General features: G+C 69.1%; 23 protein-coding genes. 14 read left to right on the plus strand and 9 right to left on the minus strand.

Features of this window, described 5'->3' with window-relative positions:
• Positions 1 to 114: 114 nt before the first annotated feature.
• The 3 genes from ABAZ39_RS24795 (at position 115) to ABAZ39_RS24805 (ending at position 4,333) form a co-directional block, all read left to right on the plus strand.
• Positions 115 to 1,032: a LysR substrate-binding domain-containing protein gene (locus tag ABAZ39_RS24795; RefSeq protein WP_051658592.1), complete on the plus strand. Its 918-nt coding sequence runs from the start codon at positions 115 to 117 to the stop codon at positions 1,030 to 1,032.
• Positions 1,029 to 1,592: a thioesterase family protein gene (locus tag ABAZ39_RS24800; protein WP_051658506.1), complete on the plus strand. Its 564-nt coding sequence runs from the start codon at positions 1,029 to 1,031 to the stop codon at positions 1,590 to 1,592. The genes ABAZ39_RS24795 and ABAZ39_RS24800 overlap by 4 nt, the downstream gene beginning before the upstream one ends.
• Before the next feature lie 200 nt (positions 1,593 to 1,792).
• The gene (locus ABAZ39_RS24805) at positions 1,793 to 4,333 is read left to right on the plus strand and encodes an ABC transporter permease (RefSeq protein ID WP_160174857.1); all 2,541 of its coding nucleotides are present in this window, start codon (positions 1,793 to 1,795) and stop codon (positions 4,331 to 4,333) included.
• Positions 4,334 to 4,345: 12 nt separating this feature from the next.
• Here ABAZ39_RS24805 and ABAZ39_RS24810 read toward each other — a convergent pair whose 3' ends face one another.
• On the minus strand, positions 4,346 to 5,404 hold the full coding sequence (locus tag ABAZ39_RS24810; protein WP_040136601.1) for a serine hydrolase domain-containing protein: 1,059 nt from the start codon (positions 5,402 to 5,404) through the stop codon (positions 4,346 to 4,348).
• A gap of 147 nt (positions 5,405 to 5,551) precedes the next feature.
• Here ABAZ39_RS24810 and ABAZ39_RS24815 point away from each other — a divergent pair, with 147 nt between their 5' ends.
• Both ABAZ39_RS24815 and ABAZ39_RS24820 read left to right on the plus strand, forming a co-directional pair.
• Positions 5,552 to 6,766, plus strand: a complete 1,215-nt coding sequence (locus tag ABAZ39_RS24815; RefSeq protein WP_040136603.1) for a putative DNA modification/repair radical SAM protein — start codon at positions 5,552 to 5,554, stop codon at positions 6,764 to 6,766.
• 2 nt (positions 6,767 to 6,768) lie between these two features.
• A complete protein-coding gene (locus ABAZ39_RS24820; RefSeq protein ID WP_040136605.1) occupies positions 6,769 to 8,169 on the plus strand; it encodes a UdgX family uracil-DNA binding protein in 1,401 nt (466 codons plus the stop codon).
• 30 nt (positions 8,170 to 8,199) lie between these two features.
• On the opposite strand, the gene ABAZ39_RS34745 is transcribed toward ABAZ39_RS24820, so the two are convergent.
• Entirely contained in the window at positions 8,200 to 8,418 is a 219-nt protein-coding gene (locus tag ABAZ39_RS34745; RefSeq protein WP_035680398.1) for a hypothetical protein, read from the minus strand.
• A gap of 327 nt (positions 8,419 to 8,745) precedes the next feature.
• Positions 8,746 to 8,940 carry a hypothetical protein gene (locus ABAZ39_RS24830; RefSeq protein WP_040136610.1) on the minus strand — a complete coding sequence of 65 codons (195 nt, stop codon included), beginning with the start codon at positions 8,938 to 8,940 and terminating at the stop codon, positions 8,746 to 8,748.
• 479 nt (positions 8,941 to 9,419) lie between these two features.
• Here ABAZ39_RS24830 and ABAZ39_RS24835 point away from each other — a divergent pair, with 479 nt between their 5' ends.
• The 3 genes from ABAZ39_RS24835 (at position 9,420) to ABAZ39_RS24845 (ending at position 13,173) form a co-directional block, all read left to right on the plus strand.
• Positions 9,420 to 11,303: a methanol/ethanol family PQQ-dependent dehydrogenase gene (locus ABAZ39_RS24835; protein ID WP_040136611.1), complete on the plus strand. Its 1,884-nt coding sequence runs from the start codon at positions 9,420 to 9,422 to the stop codon at positions 11,301 to 11,303.
• 100 nt (positions 11,304 to 11,403) lie between these two features.
• Positions 11,404 to 11,841, plus strand: coding sequence for a c-type cytochrome (locus ABAZ39_RS24840; RefSeq protein WP_079285669.1), 438 nt, complete (start codon positions 11,404 to 11,406; stop codon positions 11,839 to 11,841).
• 21 nt (positions 11,842 to 11,862) lie between these two features.
• Positions 11,863 to 13,173 carry a quinoprotein dehydrogenase-associated putative ABC transporter substrate-binding protein gene (locus tag ABAZ39_RS24845; RefSeq protein WP_040136613.1) on the plus strand — a complete coding sequence of 437 codons (1,311 nt, stop codon included), beginning with the start codon at positions 11,863 to 11,865 and terminating at the stop codon, positions 13,171 to 13,173.
• A 15-nt stretch (positions 13,174 to 13,188) separates the two neighbouring features.
• Here ABAZ39_RS24845 and ABAZ39_RS24850 read toward each other — a convergent pair whose 3' ends face one another.
• Positions 13,189 to 13,803, minus strand: a complete 615-nt coding sequence (locus tag ABAZ39_RS24850; protein WP_040136615.1) for a hypothetical protein — start codon at positions 13,801 to 13,803, stop codon at positions 13,189 to 13,191.
• Positions 13,804 to 13,852: 49 nt separating this feature from the next.
• Between ABAZ39_RS24850 and ABAZ39_RS24855 the strand changes: the two genes are divergently transcribed.
• The 6 genes from ABAZ39_RS24855 to ABAZ39_RS24880 all read left to right on the plus strand — a co-directional run bounded on the left by ABAZ39_RS24855 (position 13,853) and on the right by ABAZ39_RS24880 (position 18,164).
• The gene (locus ABAZ39_RS24855; RefSeq protein ID WP_040136617.1) at positions 13,853 to 14,377 is read left to right on the plus strand and encodes a DUF3280 domain-containing protein; all 525 of its coding nucleotides are present in this window, start codon (positions 13,853 to 13,855) and stop codon (positions 14,375 to 14,377) included.
• A gap of 63 nt (positions 14,378 to 14,440) precedes the next feature.
• On the plus strand, positions 14,441 to 14,875 hold the full coding sequence (locus ABAZ39_RS24860; protein WP_040136619.1) for a dihydroneopterin aldolase: 435 nt from the start codon (positions 14,441 to 14,443) through the stop codon (positions 14,873 to 14,875).
• Positions 14,872 to 15,528 carry an amino acid kinase family protein gene (locus tag ABAZ39_RS24865; protein ID WP_063922717.1) on the plus strand — a complete coding sequence of 219 codons (657 nt, stop codon included), beginning with the start codon at positions 14,872 to 14,874 and terminating at the stop codon, positions 15,526 to 15,528. Before ABAZ39_RS24860 ends, ABAZ39_RS24865 begins: the two co-directional genes overlap by 4 nt.
• Complete coding sequence (locus tag ABAZ39_RS24870; RefSeq protein WP_040136620.1) at positions 15,521 to 16,888, plus strand: DUF6513 domain-containing protein; 1,368 nt, start codon at positions 15,521 to 15,523, stop codon at positions 16,886 to 16,888. The genes ABAZ39_RS24865 and ABAZ39_RS24870 overlap by 8 nt, the downstream gene beginning before the upstream one ends.
• Entirely contained in the window at positions 16,885 to 17,463 is a 579-nt protein-coding gene (locus ABAZ39_RS24875; protein WP_040136622.1) for a DUF447 domain-containing protein, read from the plus strand. Before ABAZ39_RS24870 ends, ABAZ39_RS24875 begins: the two co-directional genes overlap by 4 nt.
• Positions 17,460 to 18,164 (plus strand): (5-formylfuran-3-yl)methyl phosphate synthase, encoded by a 705-nt coding sequence (locus tag ABAZ39_RS24880; protein ID WP_040136624.1) that lies wholly within the window; start codon positions 17,460 to 17,462, stop codon positions 18,162 to 18,164. The genes ABAZ39_RS24875 and ABAZ39_RS24880 overlap by 4 nt, the downstream gene beginning before the upstream one ends.
• 12 nt (positions 18,165 to 18,176) lie before the next feature.
• On the opposite strand, the gene ABAZ39_RS24885 is transcribed toward ABAZ39_RS24880, so the two are convergent.
• From ABAZ39_RS24885 to ABAZ39_RS24905, 5 genes are all read right to left on the minus strand, one after another.
• Positions 18,177 to 18,581, minus strand: a complete 405-nt coding sequence (locus tag ABAZ39_RS24885; protein ID WP_014242236.1) for a hypothetical protein — start codon at positions 18,579 to 18,581, stop codon at positions 18,177 to 18,179.
• 52 nt (positions 18,582 to 18,633) lie between these two features.
• Positions 18,634 to 18,816, minus strand: coding sequence for a hypothetical protein (locus ABAZ39_RS24890; protein ID WP_014242235.1), 183 nt, complete (start codon positions 18,814 to 18,816; stop codon positions 18,634 to 18,636).
• 94 nt (positions 18,817 to 18,910) lie between these two features.
• Complete coding sequence (pedC, locus tag ABAZ39_RS24895) at positions 18,911 to 19,726, minus strand: lanthanide ABC transporter permease protein PedC (protein ID WP_040136627.1); 816 nt, start codon at positions 19,724 to 19,726, stop codon at positions 18,911 to 18,913.
• Positions 19,723 to 20,517 carry a lanthanide ABC transporter ATP-binding protein PedB/LutE gene (gene pedB / locus ABAZ39_RS24900; protein ID WP_200885644.1) on the minus strand — a complete coding sequence of 265 codons (795 nt, stop codon included), beginning with the start codon at positions 20,515 to 20,517 and terminating at the stop codon, positions 19,723 to 19,725. Before pedB ends, pedC begins: the two co-directional genes overlap by 4 nt.
• 169 nt (positions 20,518 to 20,686) lie before the next feature.
• Positions 20,687 to 21,667: a PQQ-dependent catabolism-associated beta-propeller protein gene (locus tag ABAZ39_RS24905; protein ID WP_040136629.1), complete on the minus strand. Its 981-nt coding sequence runs from the start codon at positions 21,665 to 21,667 to the stop codon at positions 20,687 to 20,689.
• Positions 21,668 to 21,690 lie beyond the last annotated feature (23 nt).

Here is a 21,690-nt window from a genome sequence, read left to right on the forward strand (position 1 = left end):
GGCGAAGGGGCGCGTGCGGTGCTGGCGGAAATGTTTCATACTGCCGCCGGGATCACCGCCGCCGGGATCGCTCCCAGCCTTGCCCCGGCTTCCGTCCACAGCCCAAAGGTCCGCATGGCGCGCCGCCTTCCGCCCCTTCTCGCGCTCCGCGCCTTCGACATCTTCGCCCGTCAGGGCACGGTGCGGGCCGCCGCCGACGAGCTGGCGGTGTCCCACACGGTGGTGTCGCGCCACATCCAGAATCTGGAACAGGCGGTGGGGGTGAAGCTGGTGGCGAAGTCGGGGCGCGGCCTGTCCCTGACCCGCGAAGGCATCCGCTACGCCGCCCAGCTGCGCCGCGCCTTCGACCTGATCGGCGAGGCGAGCAACGAGCTGCGCAACGGCGGGATGGAGGCGGTGCACATCTGCTGTCTGGCGGGGCTGGCGTCGCGCTGCCTGCTCGCCCGCCTGCCCGAGTTGGAGGAGGCTCTGACCGGGCGCGAGGTGATCCTTCAGCCGACCTCGACCCGTCCCGACTTCAGCCGGGAGGAGGCCGACGCCGAGATCATGTATCTGGAGGACGGCGGCTCCGTCGCCGACGGGCTGCGCTCGGAGATGTTCGCGCGGCCGCGCATCCTCGCCATCGCCAGTCCGGAGTTCAAGGCGCGCTACCCCGACGTGCGCACGCCCGCCGACCTCGTCGGCCTGCCGCTGATCCACGAGCAGTCCACCGGCATGTGGGAAGCCTGGCTGGAGGAGGCCGGCATCGCCGACATCCCCCGGCTGCGCGGCCCCCGGCTGTGGCAGGCGCATCTGACCATCGAGGCGGCCCGGCTGGGGCGTGGCGTGGCCCTGGTCAGCGATCTGCTGGTGACCGAACCGCTGGCCAACGGCGAGCTGGTGGAGATGGTCGACAGCAACGTGACCATCGGCGGCTATTACTTCATCGCCCCGGTCCACCGCTGGAACACGCCGGTCATCTCGGCCATCCGGCAATGGCTGCGCGGGGTGTTCCCGCCGGACCAGACCTCCCCACTCCAAGGCACCCCATGACCCAGGACCACGCCCTGCCGCCGGACATCCTGCCATCCGACATCCTGCTGTCCGGCGTGCACACCGTCGACGAAAGCTGGATCGACCTTTACGGCCATATGAACATGGTGCGCTACGTCGCCTTGTTCGACGAGGTCGGTTACGCCCTTATGGAACAGTGGGGGCTGGGCGAGACCTACACGCGGGACGAGGGGTTCGGCCTGTTCGTGGTCGATGTGGCGGTGCATTACCGGCGGGAGCTGCGCGCCGGAACGCCCCTGCAAGTGGCCCTGCGGCTGCTCGACGCCGACGACAAGCGGCTGCTGAGCCTGCTGGAGATCCGGCGAGCCGACGACGGGACGGTCGCCGCGACCATGGAGCAGCTGTCGATCCACGTCGATCTGGGCACCCGCAAGGTGACGCCCTTCCCGCCCGCCCTGGCGGAGCGCCTGCGTGCCCTGGCGGCGGTCCAATCCGCCCATCCCCTGCCGCCCCGTCACCGGCGGCGGCTGCATCTGGCGCCCAATCCCTCTCCCGCCCCGGGAGAGGGTGGCGCCGAAGGCGCCTCTCGCACTGGCTGAAAGCCAGCGCTGACGGCGACAGGCGGATGCCTATGGCATCCGCTGAGAGCCGGGTGAGGGTCGTGCGAGGATCAGGGCGCTGATTCTCGGCTTCACCCTCACCCTTCCCACGCTTCGCGCGGGCCCCTTCCCTCTCCCGGGACGGGAGAGGGACGTCGTAGGCAATGGAACCGGTTGCCGGCCGGCGGGACCTTCACGATATGTCCGCCATGACTCATCTGCGCATCGCGTTGCGGCTGGCTTGGCGGGACCTGCGGGGCGGCGTCGCCGGACTTTGGATCGTCGTCCTGGGGGTGGCGCTGGGGACGGCCATGATGGCTGCCGTCGGCTCGCTCAGCGGCGGCGTGCTGGAGGGGATGCGGGCCACCGCGCGCGAAGCGGTCGGCGGTGACCTCTCCCTGCGCCTGTTCCACGCACCGGCCACGCCGGAGCAAAGGGCCGTCCTCGACACGATGGGCAGGGTCGGCGAGACCGCGGAACTGCGGCCCGTCGCCTCGACGGTGACCGGCGGCGCCCGCGCACTGGTCGAGTTGAAGGCGGTCGAAGGAAGTTACCCGCTGGTCGGCACGGCCGCAGTATCCGGCACCCCGTCCCTGGCCAAGGCTCTGGCCCATCGGGACGGGCTTTGGGGCGCGGCGGTGTCCGCCGACCTCCTCGACGCGCTGGCGCTGGGCATCGGCGACCCGCTGCGGCTCGGAACCGCCGAGGTCGCGATCCGCGCCGTGCTGGAGCATGAGCCGGACCGGGCCTTCCGCGCCTTCTCCCTCGGCCCGCGCGTCGTCATCGACCGCCGAGCGCTGGACGCGACGGGCCTCGCAGAGCCGGGTATGCCCGTCTACTGGTATTATCGCCTCGTCCTGCCCGAATCCGTCCGGTCCGACGCCGTCCTGCGCGATCTGGAAGACCGCTTCCCCGACGCCGGATGGCGGATCGTCGACGCCTCGCACGGCATTCCGGGCGTGGACCGCACCGTGCACCTCGCCCGCGGGCTGTTCCTTTTGGGGTCGCTGTCCATCCTGCTGATCGCCGGCGTCGGCATTGGCCGGGCGCTGTCGGCGCACCTTGCCCGGCGGTTGCCGGTCCTGGCGACGCTGAAGGCGCTGGGCGGCTCGCCTCGCCTTCTCTTCACCGCCTTCCTGGTGCAGACACTGGCCGTGGTCGGCGTGGCGCTGCTGATCGGCGTGACGACCGGCGCCGCCCTGGCCGCCATAGCGGTGAACGCGCTGCCGCTCGACTGGATGCCGGAACCGGGCGGTGCCGTCGATCCGGCGGCCTTGCTGCTGGCGGGAGCGGTCGGGCTTCTGGCGGCGCTGCTCTGCGCCGTGCCGCCGCTGGCCCGCGCCGCCGGGACCAGCCCCGCGGCGATCTGGCGGGGGGCGGCGGACGGCCTGTCCCAGCCGTTGGGGTGGCAGCCTCGTGGCGCCGTCGCGATGCTCGGGCTGGCGCTCGCCGGTCTGCTCGTTGCCTGGACGGGCATGCCACTCGCGGTCGCCGGCTTCCTGCTCCTCGCCGGGCTGGTCGCGGCGGGGTTCGCGTTGCTGGGGCGGGGGCTCGCCAGCATGGCACGCGGACTGGCGCGCGGACGGCGACCGGTGGTCCGGCTGGCCGTCGCCAACCTCGGGCGGCCCGGCGCGCCGACGGTTCCGGTGGCCGTGGCGCTGGGCATCGGCCTGACCCTGCTGGTGGCGGTCGGCGTGGTCGGACGGTCGGCCACCAGCCATGTCGTGGCGACGCTGCCGGCGCAGACGCCCTCCGTCGTCGTGCTGAACGTTCCCCCGCCGGACGGCATCGGCTTGAGCGAGCGCCTGTCCGCCCTGCCCGGCGTCGGACGGGTCGAGACGGCGCCCTTCCTGCACGCCCGGATCAGCCGTCTCAACGGCGGCGCCATCACCGAGGCGGACGCCCCGCGCTCCGTCGGCTGGGCGGTGCGCGGCGACCGCGGCCTGTCCTGGCGCGACCGCCCCGCCGCCACCGACCGGATCGTCGCGGGGAGTTGGTGGCCGGAGGGCTATACCGGCCCTCCGCTCGCCTCACTGGACGCGCAGGTGGCTCGCCGGCTGGGGCTGGCGGTGGGGGACAGTCTCACGCTGGCCCTGGCGAGCGGGCCGGTGACCGCGACGGTCGCCAACCTCCGGCGCATCGACTGGACGCGGCTCGACCTGGATTTTCCGGTGCTCCTCTCCCCCTTCCCCGAACCGCCGCCGCACAGCCTCGTCGCCGCCGTCTGGTCACCGCCCGAAGCGGTCCCCACAGTGGAAGAGGCGGTGGCGCAGGCAGTCCCGCAAGCCCCCACGATCCGCGTGTCGGCGGTGCTGGACACGCTCGGTTCGACCGTCCAAAGCGTGCGCGGGCTTCTCGACGGCCTGTCCGCCGTCGCCCTCGGCGCGGCGGCCGTGGTCCTTCTCGGCGCCATCGCCAGCAGCGCCCGGCGGCGGCTTCACGAGATGGCAATCCTGCACGCCCTCGGGGTCGGACGGCGTTCCATGGTCCAGGCGGTGGTGCTAGAGTTCGCCATCCTGGGCGCCGCGGTCGCCGCGGTCGCGGTGCCGCTCGGCTGGGTCGGCGGCGCGGCAGTGGTCGCCACCCTTGCCGACGGCGCGCCCCTGCCCGGAGGCGCTGTTCCCCTGGCCGCCTTCCTCGGCACCGTCGCCGCGATGGCGGCGGTCGGGGCCGTGCTGGTGGCTTGGCTGCCGCGACGGAACGTGATGCAGCGGTTGCGCAGCGGTGATCTCTCCGCCTGACCCGCCGGCCGGTCAGGCCATTTCCGCCGCCGGGATGATCGCGTCGGTCAGCAGGGCGTTGAGAAGGCCGACATGGCCGTCCGACCGCGCCGGCCGGCCGGGGTCGGAGGTGACGACGACGGTCAACCCCAGGCCGGGCACGAGATAAAGCATCTGCCCACCATAGCCGCGCGCGTAGGCGATGCGGTGCCCCTTCGCCTTGGCGAGGAACCAGCCGTACCCGTAGTCGTCGCCGGAGAAGGGGGAGCGCGTGCGCGGCACCCAGGAATCCCGCACCCAGGCGGCGCTGATGACCGGCTGCCCGTTCCACTGCCCGCCCTGCCGCCACAGCTCGCCGAAGCGGAAGAGGTCGAGCGGCGACAGCGCCATGTTGTTGCCGCCGAGATAGAAGCCCTGTGGGTCGCGCGTCCAGGACGGCACCTCGATCCCCAGCGGCTCGCCCAGCCAGTCCCGCGCCAGGGACAGCAGGCTGCGCCCCGACGCGCTGGACAGCGCCGCACCCAGCAAATGGTAGCTCCCGGTCGAGTAAAGCATCCGCGCGCCCGGCTCGGTGACGAAGGGACGGCGCAGCGCGTCGACAACCCAATTGCGGCTGTTGATCCAGCGGCCGTAGCCCGGCCCGGAGGTCGGCTCCAAACCGGCCTGCATGGTCAGAAGGTCGGCGATGGTGATCCGGCGCACCCGCGGATCGACGGCCGCCGGAACCAGCCCCGGCGCCGCCTCGGCAAGGGTGACATCGACGCCGCGCAGGACCCCGCGGTCGATGGCGATGCCGGCGAGCGAGGCGGCGATGGTCTTGGACACCGACTTGACGTTGACGGCGCGGTTCACCGCCGGCCCCCGAAAGGCCTCCGCCGACACCACCGCGCCGTTCCGCCCGATGACCAGCGCGTGGATCTGGTCGAGCCCCGCCGCCCGTTTGACCGCCCTGTCCAGCAAGGCCGGGTCGAACGCGGCCCCGGCCACGGGTTGGGCGGCAAGCAGCGGGCGCGCCAGGGCACAGCCGAGGGAGGCAACGGTGGCGGCGAGGACGGTACGGCGGCCGAGCCGGAACGGCGGATTGTTGGTCATCCCGGATATGTGGTCCCGCTTCGCTGCCATCCAAGATTGCCACAGAGCCCCTGATCGGACTTTGTCCCACCCAGCGCCGCACTCGCCGCTTGCCTCTCCACCTCATGAGAACATATTAAGAACACACAAGCAGCGTGGGATGGGACGATGGACGACGCCTTGATCGAGAAGCTCGGCATTTTGGCCGATGCGGCGAAATACGACGCCTCCTGCGCCTCGTCCGGCGCCAAGCCGCGCAGCGGCGGCAAGGAGGGGCTGGGCTCGACAACCGGCGCCGGCATCTGCCACGCCTACACGCCGGACGGGCGCTGCGTCTCGCTCCTGAAAATCCTGCTGACCAACCACTGCCTGTTCGACTGCGTGTACTGCATCAACCGGCGCTCCTCCAACGTCCGCCGCGCCCGCTTCACGGTGGCGGAGGTGGTGGACCTGACGCTGGGCTTCTACAAGCGCAACTGCATCGAGGGGCTGTTCCTGTCCTCCGGCATCATCCGCTCGCCGGACCACACGATGGAGCAGATGATGCTGGTGGCGCGGACGCTGCGGCGCGACCACGGCTTTGCCGGCTACATCCACCTGAAGACCATTCCCGAAGCCAGCCCCTGGCTGATCGAGCAGGCCGGGCTGTGGGCCGACCGTCTGTCGATCAACCTCGAACTTCCCACCGACCACAGCCTGAAGGCCTTCGCGCCGGAGAAGAACGGCGGCACCATCAAGGCGGTGATGGGGCAGGTCAACGAGCGCATCGTCGAGGCCAAGGAGGAACGCCGCCGCTTCTCCCCCGCCGGCCAGAGCACCCAGTTGATCGTCGGCGCCGACGACGCCACCGACCGCTCTGTCCTGGAGACCAGCGGCACGCTCTACCAGCGCTACGGGCTGCGCCGCGTCTATTATTCCGCCTTCAGCCCGATCCCGGAGGCCAGTTCGGTGCTGCCGGTCAAGCCGCCGCCGCTGCAACGGGAGAACCGGCTGTACCAGGCCGACTGGCTGCTGCGCTACTACGGCTTCACGGTGGAGGAGATCGCGTCCGGCGGCGAGGGTGGGATGCTCGACCTCGGCATTGACCCCAAGCTGGCCTGGGCGCTGAAGAACCGGGAGCGCTTCCCGGTCGACGTCAACCGCGCCGACCGCGAGATGCTGTTGCGGGTGCCGGGGCTGGGTGCGCGCGCCGTCGACAAGATCCTGTCGGCGCGCCGCCACACCCGCCTGCGCATGGAGGATCTGGGGAGGCTGTCGAGCGGGCTGCGCCGCGCCCGCCCCTTCCTGATCGCCGCCGATTACCATCCCGTGGGCGGGCTGACCGACCGGCTGGACCTGCGCCAGCGCTTGGTCACGCCGTCCAGTCAACTGAGCCTGTTCTGACGATGCACACGATCACCTTGCGGGAGGGGGCGGACCTCGACGGCTTCCGCCGGGCGGTGCGCCGCCTCGCCGCCGCCCGGACGGCGCCCGACGAGGTGCTGTGGAGCGTCGGCGCGCCGTCGCTGTTCGGCGACGAAGCCCCCGCTTCCGAAAACGGCGCCCCGGTCTTCCTGCCCCAGGCGGTCGGGCAACTGATCGAAACCGTCGTCTGCCACGGCGATCCGGAACGCTACGCCCTGCTCTACCGGCTGGTCTGGCGGGTGCTGAACGGTGAGCGGGCTCTGCTCGACCAGCACGCCGACCCGCTGGTGCACCGGCTGGAGCGGCTCGACAAAGCGGTGCGCCGGGACATCCACAAGATGCACGCTTTCCTGCGCTTCCGCGCCCTACGGGACCCGGACGGCGGAGAACGTTACGTCGCGTGGTTCGAGCCCGACCATCACATCGTCGAGGCGGTCGCTCCCTTCTTCGTCGAGCGTTTCGAAAGTATGGTGTGGACGATCCTGACGCCGAAGGGCTCGTTGCACTGGGACCGCCAACACCTGATGACCGGCCCGCCCACGGAGCGTCCGGACTCCCTGGCCGACGACCGCTTCGCCGAGGGCTGGCTGCGCTATTACGAGAGCACCTTCAATCCCGCTCGGGTCAACCCGACGGCCATGCGGGCGGAGATGCCGCGCAAATACTGGGCCAACATGCCGGAGACGGCGGCCATCCCGGCCATGGTCCGCTCCGCCCCCGCCCGCGTTCAGGCGATGCTGGAGGCGGAGGCCGCCATCCCGCGCCGCCGCATGCCCGAAAAGGCGGTGGCGGCGATGGCCCGGCAGGCCCCGGAAAGCCTCGCCGAACTGAACCGCCTGATCCAACGCTCCGAACCGCTGGTGCCGGGCGCGACGCAGGCGGTGCTGGGCGAGGGGCCGGAGGGTGCGGTCATCGCCATCGTCGGCGAGCAGCCGGGTGACCAGGAGGACCGCGACGGCCGGCCCTTCGTCGGCCCCGCCGGCCAGTTGCTGACCGCCGCGCTGGAGGAAGCCGGCATCGACCGCGGCGGTCTTTACCTGACCAACGCCGTCAAGCATTTCAAATTCGTCCAGCGCGGCAAGCGGCGCATCCACCAGTCCCCCACCGCCGGCGAGGTCAAGCATTACCGCTGGTGGCTGATGACGGAGCTAGGCTTCGTCCGTCCCCGCCTCGTCGTCGCGCTGGGAGCCACCGCGGCCCTGGCGCTGGCCGGCCGGTCCGTTTCGGTGCTGCGCGAACGCGGGCCGATGGCCTTCGACGGGTGGGACGGCTTCGTCACCGTCCACCCCTCCTACCTGCTGAGGCTTCCGGGAGACGAGGAGCGGCGGCGGGCGCAGGCGGAGTTCGTGGCCGACTTGCGTCGGGCCGCGGCGCTGGCGTGAGACGACACCGAACCGTCCCCCGTCAAACCCTCACGCACCCTGCTGCTTGAACCGCTTGCCCACCGTGCATTGGATGCGCTGAAGCTCGTACTTCGGGTGATCGTTGATCCACTTGGCGCTCTCGATCTGACCGGCGATCGGGCAGCTCGACATGGTCAGGGGTTCGGTGTCGGGAACCATCGGGTTGATGGTCCGGCACTGGGTCGGGTCGGACGCCAGGCAGAAGATCATCGACAGGGTAACAAACATCGGGCGCTCCAAAACGCAACGGCACAGCTGTGCCAACATCGTGTGGATCAGCGAGAGCAAGCCGCATGCCATGCCCAGGACGAGGACAGGATTGCGCGATTCCGGCTGCTCGGAAATGAGCTGAACCACAGGGCGCCGAATCATTAGGCATCGAAGGTTAACCAATGCCTAAAGGTTGGGAGTTTGCAAAGCCGTTGGTGCAACGGATGAAACGGAACGGGCCGCAAGGTCCAGATCAGCCTTCGCGCAAGTCTGGAGTCGGCGCGCCGCAGGTCAACGGAACGTTGAGTGAAGTCTTTCGTATCCTTGAAGCAACCTGCGCTGGCGTCAGGCCCCGGGCTGCTCGCACCGCCATTGGCGGACGTTCCAGTTGGGATGCTCCATGAGCCAATGCACGACGTGGGCGTAGCTGTTGTGCGTGCATTCGACCGCGGTCGGGTACCGTTCGAAGGAGAGTGGACGCTCGATGGCGCAGTGGTCCGGCCGCACGGCCAGACAAATCACCAGAACCAGTTCAAACATGGTTCGCGTTTCCTGTGCGAAAGCTCGATAAGCCGGCGCCTTCGGCGTTTCCGCCAAGGCGGACGAAGGCCGGAACGCATGCATCAACAGCCGGCGTCACGGATCGGGCCACGCTGCTTTGCAGCAAATATTGCTGCCCTGCACAAAATTCGCGTTCAAAACTGCAAATAAATAAATTACAAAATCTTGTTTTGAAGGATTATCCACTTACCTCCAATTTGCGGTCGGTCTCGGATAAATCTGGCGCAAGGCGATTGTTTGACGTTTTCTATTCGGCAGAGCCTTGACGAGAAGATGGTCCCAATATAGCATTAAGTACCAATTTGGCGTCAGCTTTTCTGAATATTGAATTCAGAACCGAACATACCGCGCGACAACATCCGCGCGACAACGCCCTTTTGCACTCAGCGCTGCGCTCATAAGCAAGAAGCCCATTGGTTTTTGGGTAAACAATAAGCGCCATCACGGGAGGGATCGTCATGAAGGTATTGTCTCGCTGGCTTCTGGCGTCTGTTGCTGTCGTCGCAGCCGGCTCGGTTTCTGCGAACGACAGTATTCTCAAGAATGAAGCGAACCCCAACAACTGGGCGTCCCAGCTCGGCAACTATGCCGGGCAGCGGTACAGCCCGCTCGACCAGATCACCACCAACAACGTCAAGAATCTCCAGGTTGCGTGGTCGTTCTCCACCGGGGTTCTGCGCGGCCATGAGGGCGGGCCGATCGTCGTCGGCGACGTGATGTACATTCACACGCCGTTCCCCAACAAGGTCTTCGCGCTGGACCTCAACAACCCGGGGCGGGTCATCTGGAAATATGAATCGGTCCAGGACCCGACCGTCATTCCGGTGATGTGCTGCGACACCGTCAACCGCGGCGTCGCGGTCGCCGATGGCAAGGTCTTCCTGGCCCAGGCGGACAACACGCTGGTGGCGCTCGACGCCAAGACCGGCAAAGAGGTCTGGAAGGCCAAGAACGGCGACCACACCAAGGGCGAGACCCTGACGGCGGCCCCGCTGGTGGTCAAGGACAAGGTCTTTGTCGGCATCAGCGGCGGCGAGTTCGGCGTGCGCGGGCATCTGACGGCCTACGACACCAACAGCGGCAAGATGGTGTGGCGGGCCTTTTCGACCGGTCCCGACGCCGACGTGAAGATCGACCCGTCGAAGACGATGATGATGGGCAAGCCGATCGGGCAGAAGGACCTCGGCGTCTCGACCTGGCCGGGCGAGGAATGGAAGCGCGGCGGCGGGACCACCTGGGGCTGGTACACCTACGATCCGGCGCTCAACCTGATCTATTACGGCACCGGCAACCCCGGCACCTGGAACCCGACGCAGCGGGCCGTCGACAAGGATCGGGCCAAGAGCGACAACAAATGGTCGATGACCATCTTCGCCCGCGATCCCGACACCGGTGAGGCGAAGTGGGTCTACCAGAAGACGCCCTTCGATGAATGGGACTTCGACGGAGTGAACGAGAACATCCTCGCCGACATCCCCATGAACGGCCAGCAGCGCAAGGTGCTGGTCAACTTCGACCGCAACGGCTTCGCCTACACGCTGGACCGGGCGACCGGCGAGCTGCTCGTCGCGCAGAAGTTCGATCCGACGGTCAACTGGGCGACCGACGTCGACATGAAGACCGGACGGCCGAACGTCGTCGACAAATACAGCACCTTCGCCAACGGCGAGGACAAGAACACCGCCGCCGTGTGCCCGGCGGCGCTCGGCAGCAAGGACCAGCAGCCGGCCTCCTTCTCGCCGGACACCGGGCTGTTCTACGTCCCGACCAACCACATCTGCATGGACTACGAGCCGTTCTCCGTCTCCTACACGGCGGGGCAGGCCTATGTCGGTTCGACCGTGTCGATGTACCCGACGCCGAACTCGCACGGCGGCATGGGCAACTTCATCGCCTGGGACGCGGCGGCCGGGAAGATCGTCTGGTCGCGGCCGGAGCGCTTCGCGGTGTGGAGCGGCGCTTTGTCCACCAAGGGCGGCGTCGCCTATTACGGGACGCTCGAAGGCTACCTCGTCGCCGTCGACATGAAGGACGGCAAGGAGCTGTGGCGGTTCAAGACCCCGTCCGGCATCATCGGCAACATCAACACCTACACCCACAACGGCAAGCAGTATGTGGCCGTCCTGTCGGGCGTCGGCGGCTGGGCCGGCATCGGCCTCGCCGCGGGCCTGACCCAGGAGGCCGGGGCGCAAGCGTGGCACAACGCCGTCCATCCCGGCCACACCGAGGGCGGAGGGGTGGCGACCGCCGGCCTCGGCGCGGTGGGCGCCCACCAGTCGCTGGGCGAATACACCCAGCTCGGCGGCGTCCTGACGGTGTTCCACGTTCCGGACCAGAAGTGATCGGCAGACCTGCCCCCGGTGCCGCAACGCACCGGGGGCTTTGCTTCAGAGCCTTCGGCATTCACTGGGACCCGGCTTCCGGGCGAGGATCTCGATATCCATGAAACGCAGACTTGGCTTGCTGACCGGTGCGCTGACGGTGGGCACCGTCGCCTGTTTCGCCGCCCTGGCGCAGGACGCGCCGACGACCCCCGACGGAACACCGACCTACATCGTCAAGGACGGTCAGGTGGACAAGGGAACCTACAACGGCTACCGCCGCTTCCACGCGACCTGCCACACCTGCCACGGCTTCGACGCGTCGGGGTCGTCCTTCGCCCCCAGCCTCGCGGACTCGCTCAAACGCCTCAGCTACGACGAGTTCAAGGAGGTCGTGGTCAACGGCCGCCAGAACCAGGGCGCCACCGGCGACAAGGTGATGCCCTCCTTCGGCCTCGACCCGAACATCATGGATCACCTGGACGACATCTACCGCTACCTGAAGGCGCGGGCCGACGGCGCGCTGCCCGGCGGACGCCCGCAACGCATCGGCGGCTGATCCGGCGGAGGGAGACCCTTCATGGCATTTCCTTCTGTGCTCACCGTCGTCACCATCGCCGCGGCTCTGCTGTCCGTCACCCTGCCGGCCCGTGCCGTCGAGGTGACGGAGCGCGAGACCGTGCGCGTCTGCGCCGACGGCAACCTCCTGCCCTACTCCAACGAAAAAATGGAGGGCTTCGAAAACGAGATCGCCCGGCTCATCGGCGAGGATCTGAAGAAACCGGTGACCTATTACTGGTGGCCGCAGACCATCGGCTTCGTCCGCAACACGCTGCGCGCGCGGCAGTGCGACCTCGTGATGGGAACGGCGTCCGGCGAAGAGCTGATGCAGAACACCAACCCCTACTACCGGACCGTCTATTCCCTCGTATACCGCACCAAGTCGGGCATCAAGGCGGAAAGCGTGGGAGATCCGTCGCTGAAGGACGCCCGCATCGGCGTCGTCGAGAGGACGCCCGCGGTCAACCTGCTGCGCCTCTATGGCATCACCCGGACGGAGCCCTACCAGCTCAACACCGACACGCGCGCCAACAACCCGGCCCGCGACGCCATCGAGGATGTGGCCGCCGGCCGGACCGACGCCGCGGTGATCTGGGGACCGATCGCCGGCTACTTCGCCGCCCAGCAGACGGAGCCGCTGACCGTCGTGCCGCTGGTCAAGGAACCGGCGGTCGCCCGGCTGCAATTCAACATTTCCATGGGCATCCGCTCCGACGAACCGGAGTGGAAACACTGGCTCAACGACTTCATCAAGCGTCGCCAGGACGACATCGACCGCATCCTGCTGCGCTACCACGTCCCGCTCATCGGCCCCGACGGCGCGTTGAAGACCGCCGCCGCCATCGAGCCGCCGGGCTATCGGATGGACCAGTACCGCGCCCCGACCCCCGCCGGCCTGTCCGGTGCTTCCACCGTGACCCTGGCGGAGCTGCGGCGGCTGATCGAGCATTTCCCCGACACGCGGCTGGTCGATGTGATGCCGGCTCCGCCGCGCCCGGCCGACCGTCCGGCGCCGGCCGTGTGGGTTCCGCCCCCCCGCCGCAGCCTGCCGGGCGCGGTCTGGCTGCCCAACGTCGGTTACGGCAGCCTGTCGGGCGAGCAGGAGCGCTATTTCCGCGCCGGTCTGGAGACCGTGAGTCACGGGGATCGGGCCGCCCGACTGGTCTTCTTCTGCGAGCCGGATTGCTGGATGTCCTGGAACGCCGCGAAGCGCGCGGTGGAGTGGGGATACGGCAACGTCTATTGGTATTCCGACGGCGCCATGCGCTGGCAGGAGGCGGGATACGGGCTGGAGACCGTCGAACCCTTCGCCGGCGGCGCGTCGAACTGATCGAAACCGCTCGCCTTAATCCAGGCGGGCGGCGATGTCCCGGGCAATGCGGCCGGCCTTCTGTTCGAACTGGACCGGCTGCTCGCACAGCGCCGTCTGGTTGCGCCGCCGCTCGTCGAGGATGCGCCGCCGCCACGCGATCTCCTCACGCAACGCCGTCGCCTCGGGGGCGTCGGCGGGAAGCGTCTGGAGACGGGTCAACGCCGCGTCGATGCTGTCGAGCAGGACGCGCTGCTGGTGGGCGTAGCGCTTGATGGCCGAAATGGCTTGGCCGCGCTCCTGGTTGAGCGCGTCGAAGGCTCCGGCGAACAGGGCGGTGAGGGCGGCGTTGCGGTCCGCCGCCGCGCTGTTGGCCTCCAGCTGGTCGGCGAAGCGGTCGATCGCCGCCTGCTCCTGCTCGGGATCGAGCCGGCGGTCGAGAAGCTGCTTCAGGACCGGTTCGGTGCCGGGAATGTCGCGCCAGTCGCCTTCCTTCCCCTCGATGGGATCGCCGGGCCAGATCTGGCCGGACGACAGGGTCGGCACGAGGATCTGAACGCAAGGCCAATCCGGGTCGCTCCCGGCCGCCCCCGCCGGGACGGATGTCAGGATGAGCAACGCGACGGCAAGGACAGCGGAGCGGTGACGCATGATGGGATTCTGCCGGACATCGGGCGCCCTTGCCCATCCACGCATTCGGATGAGGCCGACGGAATTTACCGCGACGGCGCTCCTGTTCCTGCTGCTGCTGAGCGGCGCGGTTCCGGCGGCGGCACAGGCGCCGGCCAAGGTTCTGGTCTTCGATCTGGAGCTGGTGGACACCAGCCGGGAACCCTCCGATCCGGACCATGCCGGACGGCTGGAGCGGGTGACGGCGCTGCTGCGCGACGGGCTGAAGGACGGCGGTTACACGGTGACCGGCGTTCACGACAGCGCCGTCGCCGCGGAGGTGCCGGCGTCGCTCTACCGGTGCAACGGCTGCGAACGCGACCTCGGGCGCCGCGCCGGCGCGGACATCGTGGTGACGGGTTTCATCCATAAGATCAGCACGCTGATCCTCAACATGCAGATTATAATGCGCCGCACCGGAGATGGCGGTGGAGACGGCGAGGTCATCGCCGTCGCGAACGCGGATATCCGCGGCGACAACGAGCGGTCGTGGCGGCGCGGCGTCGAATGGCTGCTGCGTCACCGCCTGCTGGCCGCACCGCCGTCCGACCGGTGACGAACCCTGACGACATCCGAGGCGGGGGAGCCAACCTTCGTCCGACACGGGGAGGAGGATCGCTTGGCCGACGACGCTTTGCTCTCCTATGTGCCGTACCGCCCGGCGGCGAGCCGCGTCCGGTACTACGACATCACGCTGCGCGATTATGTGGACCAGTTCCGGATCGGCGTCTGGGACCAGGAGAAGGAGCGCACGCAGCGCGTCCGGATCAACGTCTCGCTGACGCTGCCCTGGCCCGACCGGCCGATGACCGACAGCCTGGACGAGGTGCTGTCCTACGATTTCCTGATCGACGGCATCCGCGCCCTGCGCGACGGCGCCCACGTGAACCTCGTCGAGACGCTGGGCGACCGGATTCTCGCGCTGTGCTTCTCCAACCCGGATGTGACCCGCGCACGGGTGCAGGTGGAGAAGCTGGACGTCGTCCCGGAATCCGGCGGCGTCGGCATCGTCATCGAGCGTTCCCGCCCCGAGGGAGCGCGAACGGCATCATGAGCAGCGCGTCCTTGTGGGTCGTGAAGCTGGGCGGCAGCCTGTGGCGCGCCCCGGAATTGCGGCGCTGGCTGGAGATCCTGGCCGCGGCGCGGCGCCTGCGGGTCGTGATCGTCCCCGGCGGCGGTCCCTTCGCCGACGCCGTCCGCGACGCCCAGCCGACGCTCGGCTTCAGCGACCGCGCCGCGCACCGCATGGCCCTGCTCGCCATGGAGCAGTACGGAACCGCCCTCGCCGACCTGGAGCCGCGGCTGACCCCCGCCCGCAGCCTCGCCGATCTGCGCGGCCGGCCGAACCCGACCGTCTGGATGCCGCTTCCCCTGGCGGAGAATGCCGACGTGGCGGAGAGCTGGGACGTCACGTCCGACAGTCTGGCGGTCTGGCTGGCCGGTGCGCTCGGCGCCACCTGCGCGGTCCTCGTCAAGTCCGCTCCGTTGCCGGACGCCGTCGCCTCCGTGACGCAGCTCGTAACGGAGGGCATCGTCGATCCGGCCTTGCCGGACCGCATGGCGCGCTACGGCGGGGCCGTCTGGTGCGTGTCGCGGGACGAGCACCGGCGCTTCGCCAAGGCGCTTGACCAGGGCAACCCGTGCGGTACCCACCTTGCCCTGCCCGCCGATCAACAGGACGCCGATCAACAGGACGCCGATGGCTGAGCGTCCCAAGCATGTCCTGTTCCTGACCGGCGCGCTGGCCGAACCGCGCCTGCGCCGTGTGCTCGCCGCGCTGGAGCCGCTGGAGTTCCAGACCACCGTGGTCAATCTCGGCATCAAGGTCGCGGCGCTGGCGACGACGGAGATCGTGCTGCGCCGCCTCGCCTCGACCGAGGGCGCCGACCTTGTCCTGCTGCCGGGCCGGTTCCGCGGCGACCTCGACCGGCTGACCGCCCATTTCGGCGTGCCCTTCGAGCGCGGTCCCGACGAGCTGGAGGACCTGCCCCAGCATTTCCGGCGTCAGGCCGCCCCGCTCGATCTCAGCCGCTACCATACAAAAATCTTCGCCGAGATCGTCGAGGCGCCGCTGCTCGACGTGCCGGCGATCCTGGAGCGCGCCACCCGCTTCGCGGCGGACGGCGCCGATGTGATCGACCTCGGCGGGCTGCCCGACCATCCCTTTCCCCATCTGGAGGAGGCGGTGACGGCGCTGCGCGAGGCCGGCCACACGGTCAGCGTCGATTCCCTCGACCCCAAGGAGCTGCTGCGCGGCGCCGCGGCGGGCGCCTCCTACCTGCTCAGCCTGACCGAGGAGACCGCCTGGGTCGCCCGCGAGACCGACGCGGTGCCCGTCGTCATCCCCACCACGCCGAGCGATCTCCCGTCGCTCTATCGCGCGCTGGACGCGGTCCGCGGCGCGGGACGCCGCTGCATCGCCGACCCGGTCCTGGAGCCGATCCATCACGGCTTCACCGACTCCCTGCTGCGCTACCGCGAGGTGCGGGCGCGTCATCCCGACCTGGAAATCCTGATGGGGGTCGGCAACGTCACCGAACTGACCGACGCCGACACGCCGGGAATGACCGCGCTGCTGATGGGGATCGTCTCCGAACTGCGCATCGACCACATCCTGACGGTTCAGGTCAGCTCCCATTGCCGCCGGACCATCCGCGAGTTCGACGCGGCGCGGCGCCAGTTCTTCGCCGCCGCGGAGGCCGGCGCCCTGCCCCGCAATTTCGGCGACGCCCTGCTCTGCCTGCGCGACCGCAAACCCTTCACCAGCACGCCGGAACAAGTGACCGACCTCGCCGCCCGCATTCGCGACCCGAATTACCGGATCGAGGTGACCGAACAGGGGCTCCATCTCTACAACCGCGATGGGCACCATGTGGCCGGCGATCCCTTCGCCCTGCTCCCGCACATCGATCCCCGCACCGACATGGGGCACGCCTTCTATCTCGGGGCGGAACTGGCGCGCGCGCAGATTGCCTGGCAGCTCGGCAAGCGCTACAGCCAGGACAACGAACTGCGCTGGGGCGTGGCGGTGGACGCGCCGGACGGCACCGGAGGGGGCGAGACGTGACCTTCATCCGCGAAACCATCATCACCAGCTGCGACGCGGCGGGCAACGTCCACGTGGCCCCCATGGGCGCCACAGTGACCGGGACCGGCTATGTTCTGGCCCCCTTCCGCCCGTCGCGGACGCTCGACAACCTGCTCGCCACGCGCTGCGCGGTGGTGAACTTCACCGACGACGTCCGGGTGTTCGCCGGCTGCGTCACCGGGCGGCGGCGCGACTGGCCGACCGTCCCGGCGGAGCGCATCCGCGGCGCGGTGCTCGCCGGAGCGCTGGCGCATGAGGAACTGGACGTGGCCGCGGTGGAAGACGATGGCGTGCGCCCGCGCCTGGACTGCCGCCCGGTGCATCTCGTCACCCACCGCCCCTTCCGTGGCTTCAACCGGGCGCAGGCCGCCGTGGTGGAGGGGGCGATTCTGGTCAGCCGCCTGCATCTCCTGCCCTCCGAGAAGATCGACCGCGAAATCGACTATCTGTCCATCGCCATCGGCAAGACCGCCGGTCCCGTGGAGCTGGAGGCGTGGGGCTGGCTGCTCGACCGCATCGCCGAACACCGGGCTGGCGGAGAGAAGGCACCATGACCCGGCTGCTCGCCAGCGTCGCGTCCCTGGAGGAACTGACGCTCGCCGCACAGGGGGGTGCGGACATCCTCGATTTGAAAGACCCCAAGGCTGGTGCACTCGGGGCATGGCCGCTGGACGCCATCGCCCACGCTGTGGACACAGCCCGCCGATGGCCTGTCCGCGCGCCGCTGAGCGCAACCGTGGGCGACCTGCCGATGGAACCGGCGGCCGTGGTGAGCCGCGTGGCCGAAACCTGGGACTGCGGCGTCGATTATGTGAAGATCGGCCTGTTTCCATCCGGCGATCCGGTGGGCTGCGTCGAGGCATTGGCGCCGGAGGTCCGGCGGAGCACCCGCATCGTCGCCGTTCTGTTCGCCGATCTTTGGAGCGATCCCGGCACTCTGCTTCCCGACATCGCGAAAGCCGGCTTTGCCGGAGCCATGCTCGACACTGCGGGAAAAGGCTCCGGTGGGTTGCTGCGGCACAAGACCAAAGACGAGTTGGCGCGCTTCCTGGCACAGGCGCGCGATCATGGCCTCCTGACCGGACTCGCCGGTTCACTGCGCCTGGACGACATTCCGCCGCTGCTGCCGCTCGCGCCCGATTATCTCGGTTTCCGCACCGCGCTGTGCGCCGGTGCCGACCGGGGCGGCGTGTTGGACCCGGCCGCGCTGGCCGCGGTCCGCGACGCCGTCCCGAGACAGCCACTCAACGGTTGAACCCGCGACCCGCTACTGCCCGGACCCCTGCTTCGGCGGTTGGGAGGTGGCGTTGCCACCCTGCGTCACCGAGCCGCCGCCGATGGTGCCCTGCCGCTGTCCGGCCAGGGAGTTGTCCGGCAGAGCGCCGGTGCCGCTCGTGGAACCGCCCGACGCACCGGACGCCGAAGAATCGGGCGTCGTGGAGCCGGACGTGCCGCTTTGCCCACCGCCTTGAGTGACCCCGCCGCCGACGGTGCCCTGCCGCTGCCCGGCCAGGGAGTTGTCCGGCAGAGCGCCGGTCGATGGGCTGGAGCTTTGGCTTCCCGAGCCTTGAGGCATCGCGCCGCCCGTGGTTTGGGCCGACGCCGGAACCGCCGCCGCGGCCGACGCGAGCGCCAGCAGAGACGCACCGGCCAGGATGTGCAGATGTTTCATGGACCTGTCCTCCGGCATGATGTTGGACGAATCTGGGAAAGATCGGGCGCTGCTAACCCGCGTCCTTCGTGCTGCGGTTCTGGCGGGACGCTTCGCCCATGCGGCCGATGTCCTCCTTTGCCCGCTCGTCCCGGCCGGCGTCCTGCGGTTCGTCCTTTTTGAATTCCTGCTCGCTGCCGAGAACGCTCTTCTCGCCGCGCGGCTGGTCCTGAGGCTTGTCGGATTTTCCCGTCATGACGTTTCCTCCACCCGAGCCCGCCCGGCGGGATGACCGGACGGTCGTCTGTGCCATCAACCGCAGGTCGCCCGGCGCGGTTCCGCCCGTCGTGTCACCCCTGTTCCGCCGGCCCGCCGCGGCGGGCCCAAAAGCCCCGGCCGGGATCGTAGGCGAGGATCGCTCCCCCCAGGAACAGCGCGAGGCACGCGGTGACGGCCAGGAACGCCGTGCCGTTGAATTGCAGGTACAGAGCGAAGCGGATCAGTTCGACCGCCTGCGTGAAGGGGTTGATCCCGGCGATCCAGGCGAGCGTCGGGCTGCCCTCGCGGATGCGCCACAGCGGGTAGAGCGCGGAGGAGGCGAAGAACATCGGGAAAATGACGAAGTTCATCACGCCCGCGAAATTCTCCAGCTGCCGGATGAAGGAGGACAGCAGAAGACCGAGCGCGCCCAGCATCAGCCCGCTCAGCACCAGCGCCGGCAGAACGGCGAGATAGCCGAGTTCCGGTGGCTGGACGCCCCAGAACCAGGCGATGGCGAGGAAGACATAGACCTGGGCGATGGACACCAGAACGCCGGCCAGCAACTTGCAGACCAGCAGGTACCAGCGCGGCAGCGGGCTGACCAGCAGGGTCTTCATGCTGCCCATCTCCCGGTCATAGACCATGGACAGCGAACTCTGCATTCCGTTGAACAGCTGGATCATCGCCACCAGCCCCGGCGTCACGTAATCCTCGTAGAGGATGTAGGTCTCGTAGGGCGGGATGATCGACAGGCCGAGCACCGCGCGGAACCCTACTGCGAAGATGGCCAGCCAGACCAGCGGCCGCACCAGGGCGGCTAAGAACCGCTCGCGCTGGTGCACGAAGCGCAACCCCTCGCGGACGATGACCGCGCGCAGGCAACGCCAGTGGAGCGTCGCGTTCATTCCCGGACCCCCTTCGCCGTCAGCCGGGCGAAGGCGTCGCCCAGGGTCGCGGCGCCGGTGGTAGCGCGCACCGCCTCCACCAGCCCGGTGGCCAGCACGCGCCCGCGGTGCAGCACCACGACGCCGTCGCCGTCGCGCGCCTCGTCGATCAGGTGGGTTGCCCAGAGCACGGCCAGCCCGCGCTCCCGGCAGAGATCGTGCACATGGTCGAGGACTTGCCGGCGCAGCTCGATGTCGAGCCCGACGGTCGGCTCGTCCAGCAGCAGCAGGCTCGGGCGATGCAGCAGCGCGCGGGCGATCTCCACCCGTCGCCGCTGCCCGCCGGACAGGGTGCGCACCCGCTCGTCCGCGCGCTCGGACAAGCCGATGCGGGCCAGTTCCTCCCCCGCCCGCACCTTGATGTCGGCGGGCGCGAGGCCGTGAAGCCCGCCGTGGTAGCGCAGGTTCTGGATGACGGTCAGGTCCGGGTCGAGCGTCGGCTGCTGGAACACCACGCCGATGCGCGCCAGCGCCTGGGCCGGGTGCCGATGCATGTCGAAGCCGAAGACCCGGATGCTCCCCCGGCGGGTGTTGTAGAGCCGCGTGATCAGGGAGAAGAGCGTCGTCTTCCCGGCGCCGTTGAGCCCCAGCAGCACGGTGAACCGCCCCGCGGGGACGCCGAACGACACGCCGTCCAGCGCCGCCCGCGCCCCGAAGCTGTGGCTCAGCCCCTCGACCGCCAGGACCGGAGGCGCCGCGGCGGCGGCGGAACGGGCTTGCGGGTCGGAAGGCGCCGTTTCGAAGCAATCCATGTCGTCTCCATCGCCCATCACTGCCGCTGTCCAAACCCTCTCCCCTCCGGGGAGAGGGCGGCCCGCAGGGCCGGTGAGGGGGATGTCCATGGCGGTATGTCCGGCAAAAGCGCAACCCCCTCACCCTAACCCTCTCCCCAGAGGGGAGAGGGGATAAGGAAAGCCCCCATCACGGCTTGACGATCACGCCCCAGGGCGCGCCGCCGACCGAGATCGACTTCACCACCCGGCCGCGCTCCAGGTCCATCACCGACATGTCGTTGCTGACGCCATTCGTCGTGTAGAGGCGCTTCTCGTCCGGCGACAGCGCCAGATTCCACACCCGCTGGCCGACGAGGTGATAGCGCTTCACCTCGTAGGTCTTGGCGTCGATCTCGGCGACCCGGTTGGCCGGGCCGAGGGCGACGAAGGCCCGCTGCCCGTCGCTGGTCAGCTGGATGCCGACCGGCTGGATGGATTCGCGCGGCACGCCCTGGACCGCGAAGCTGATCTTGTGGACGAGCTTGCGCGAGGCCGCGTCGATGACGCTGACCGTCCCGCCGACCTCCGACGACACCCAGACGAACCGCCCGTCCCCGGTGAACTGGGCGACGCGCGGGCGCGCATCGACCAGCACGTTGTCGATGATCTTGTGCGACTCCGTGTCGATGAAATGGGCCATGTTCGTCGTTTCGGACGTGTTCACCAGAATCTTGCCGTCCGGGCTGACGCCCATGCCCTCCGGCTCCACCCCCACCTGGATCTCGCCGATGATCTTCTTGCTGGCGATGTCCACCACCGAGACCATGTTGTCGTCCTCATTGGCGACGTAGAGCCGGTGCCCCTGCGGGTCCAGAACGAACAGCTCCGGATCGGGGCCGGACGGCAGCCGGTCGACGACCTTCTGGGTCGCCACGTCGATGACGTCGATCCGGTTGTCGTCGCCGACACAGACGAAGATTTGCGTCATGTCCTCGTTGAAGGTGATGCCGCGCGGCCGGCGGCCGACCTTGATCGTGGCGACCACCTGCAGCTTGCCACCGTCCACCACCGAGACGGTGTTGCTCTTCTCGTTCGACACGAAGATCGTGTCCGCCTGCGCGGGCTGGGCGACGGCGAAGCCCAGCAGCGCTAAAGCGCCGATCCGGGCGGCTCCTCCGGTTAACGACATCACGTTCCCTCCCATGGTTGCCC

Origin of the sequence: Azospirillum argentinense (assembly GCF_000632475.1) — a bacterium.
GTDB lineage: Bacteria > Pseudomonadota > Alphaproteobacteria > Azospirillales > Azospirillaceae > Azospirillum > Azospirillum baldaniorum.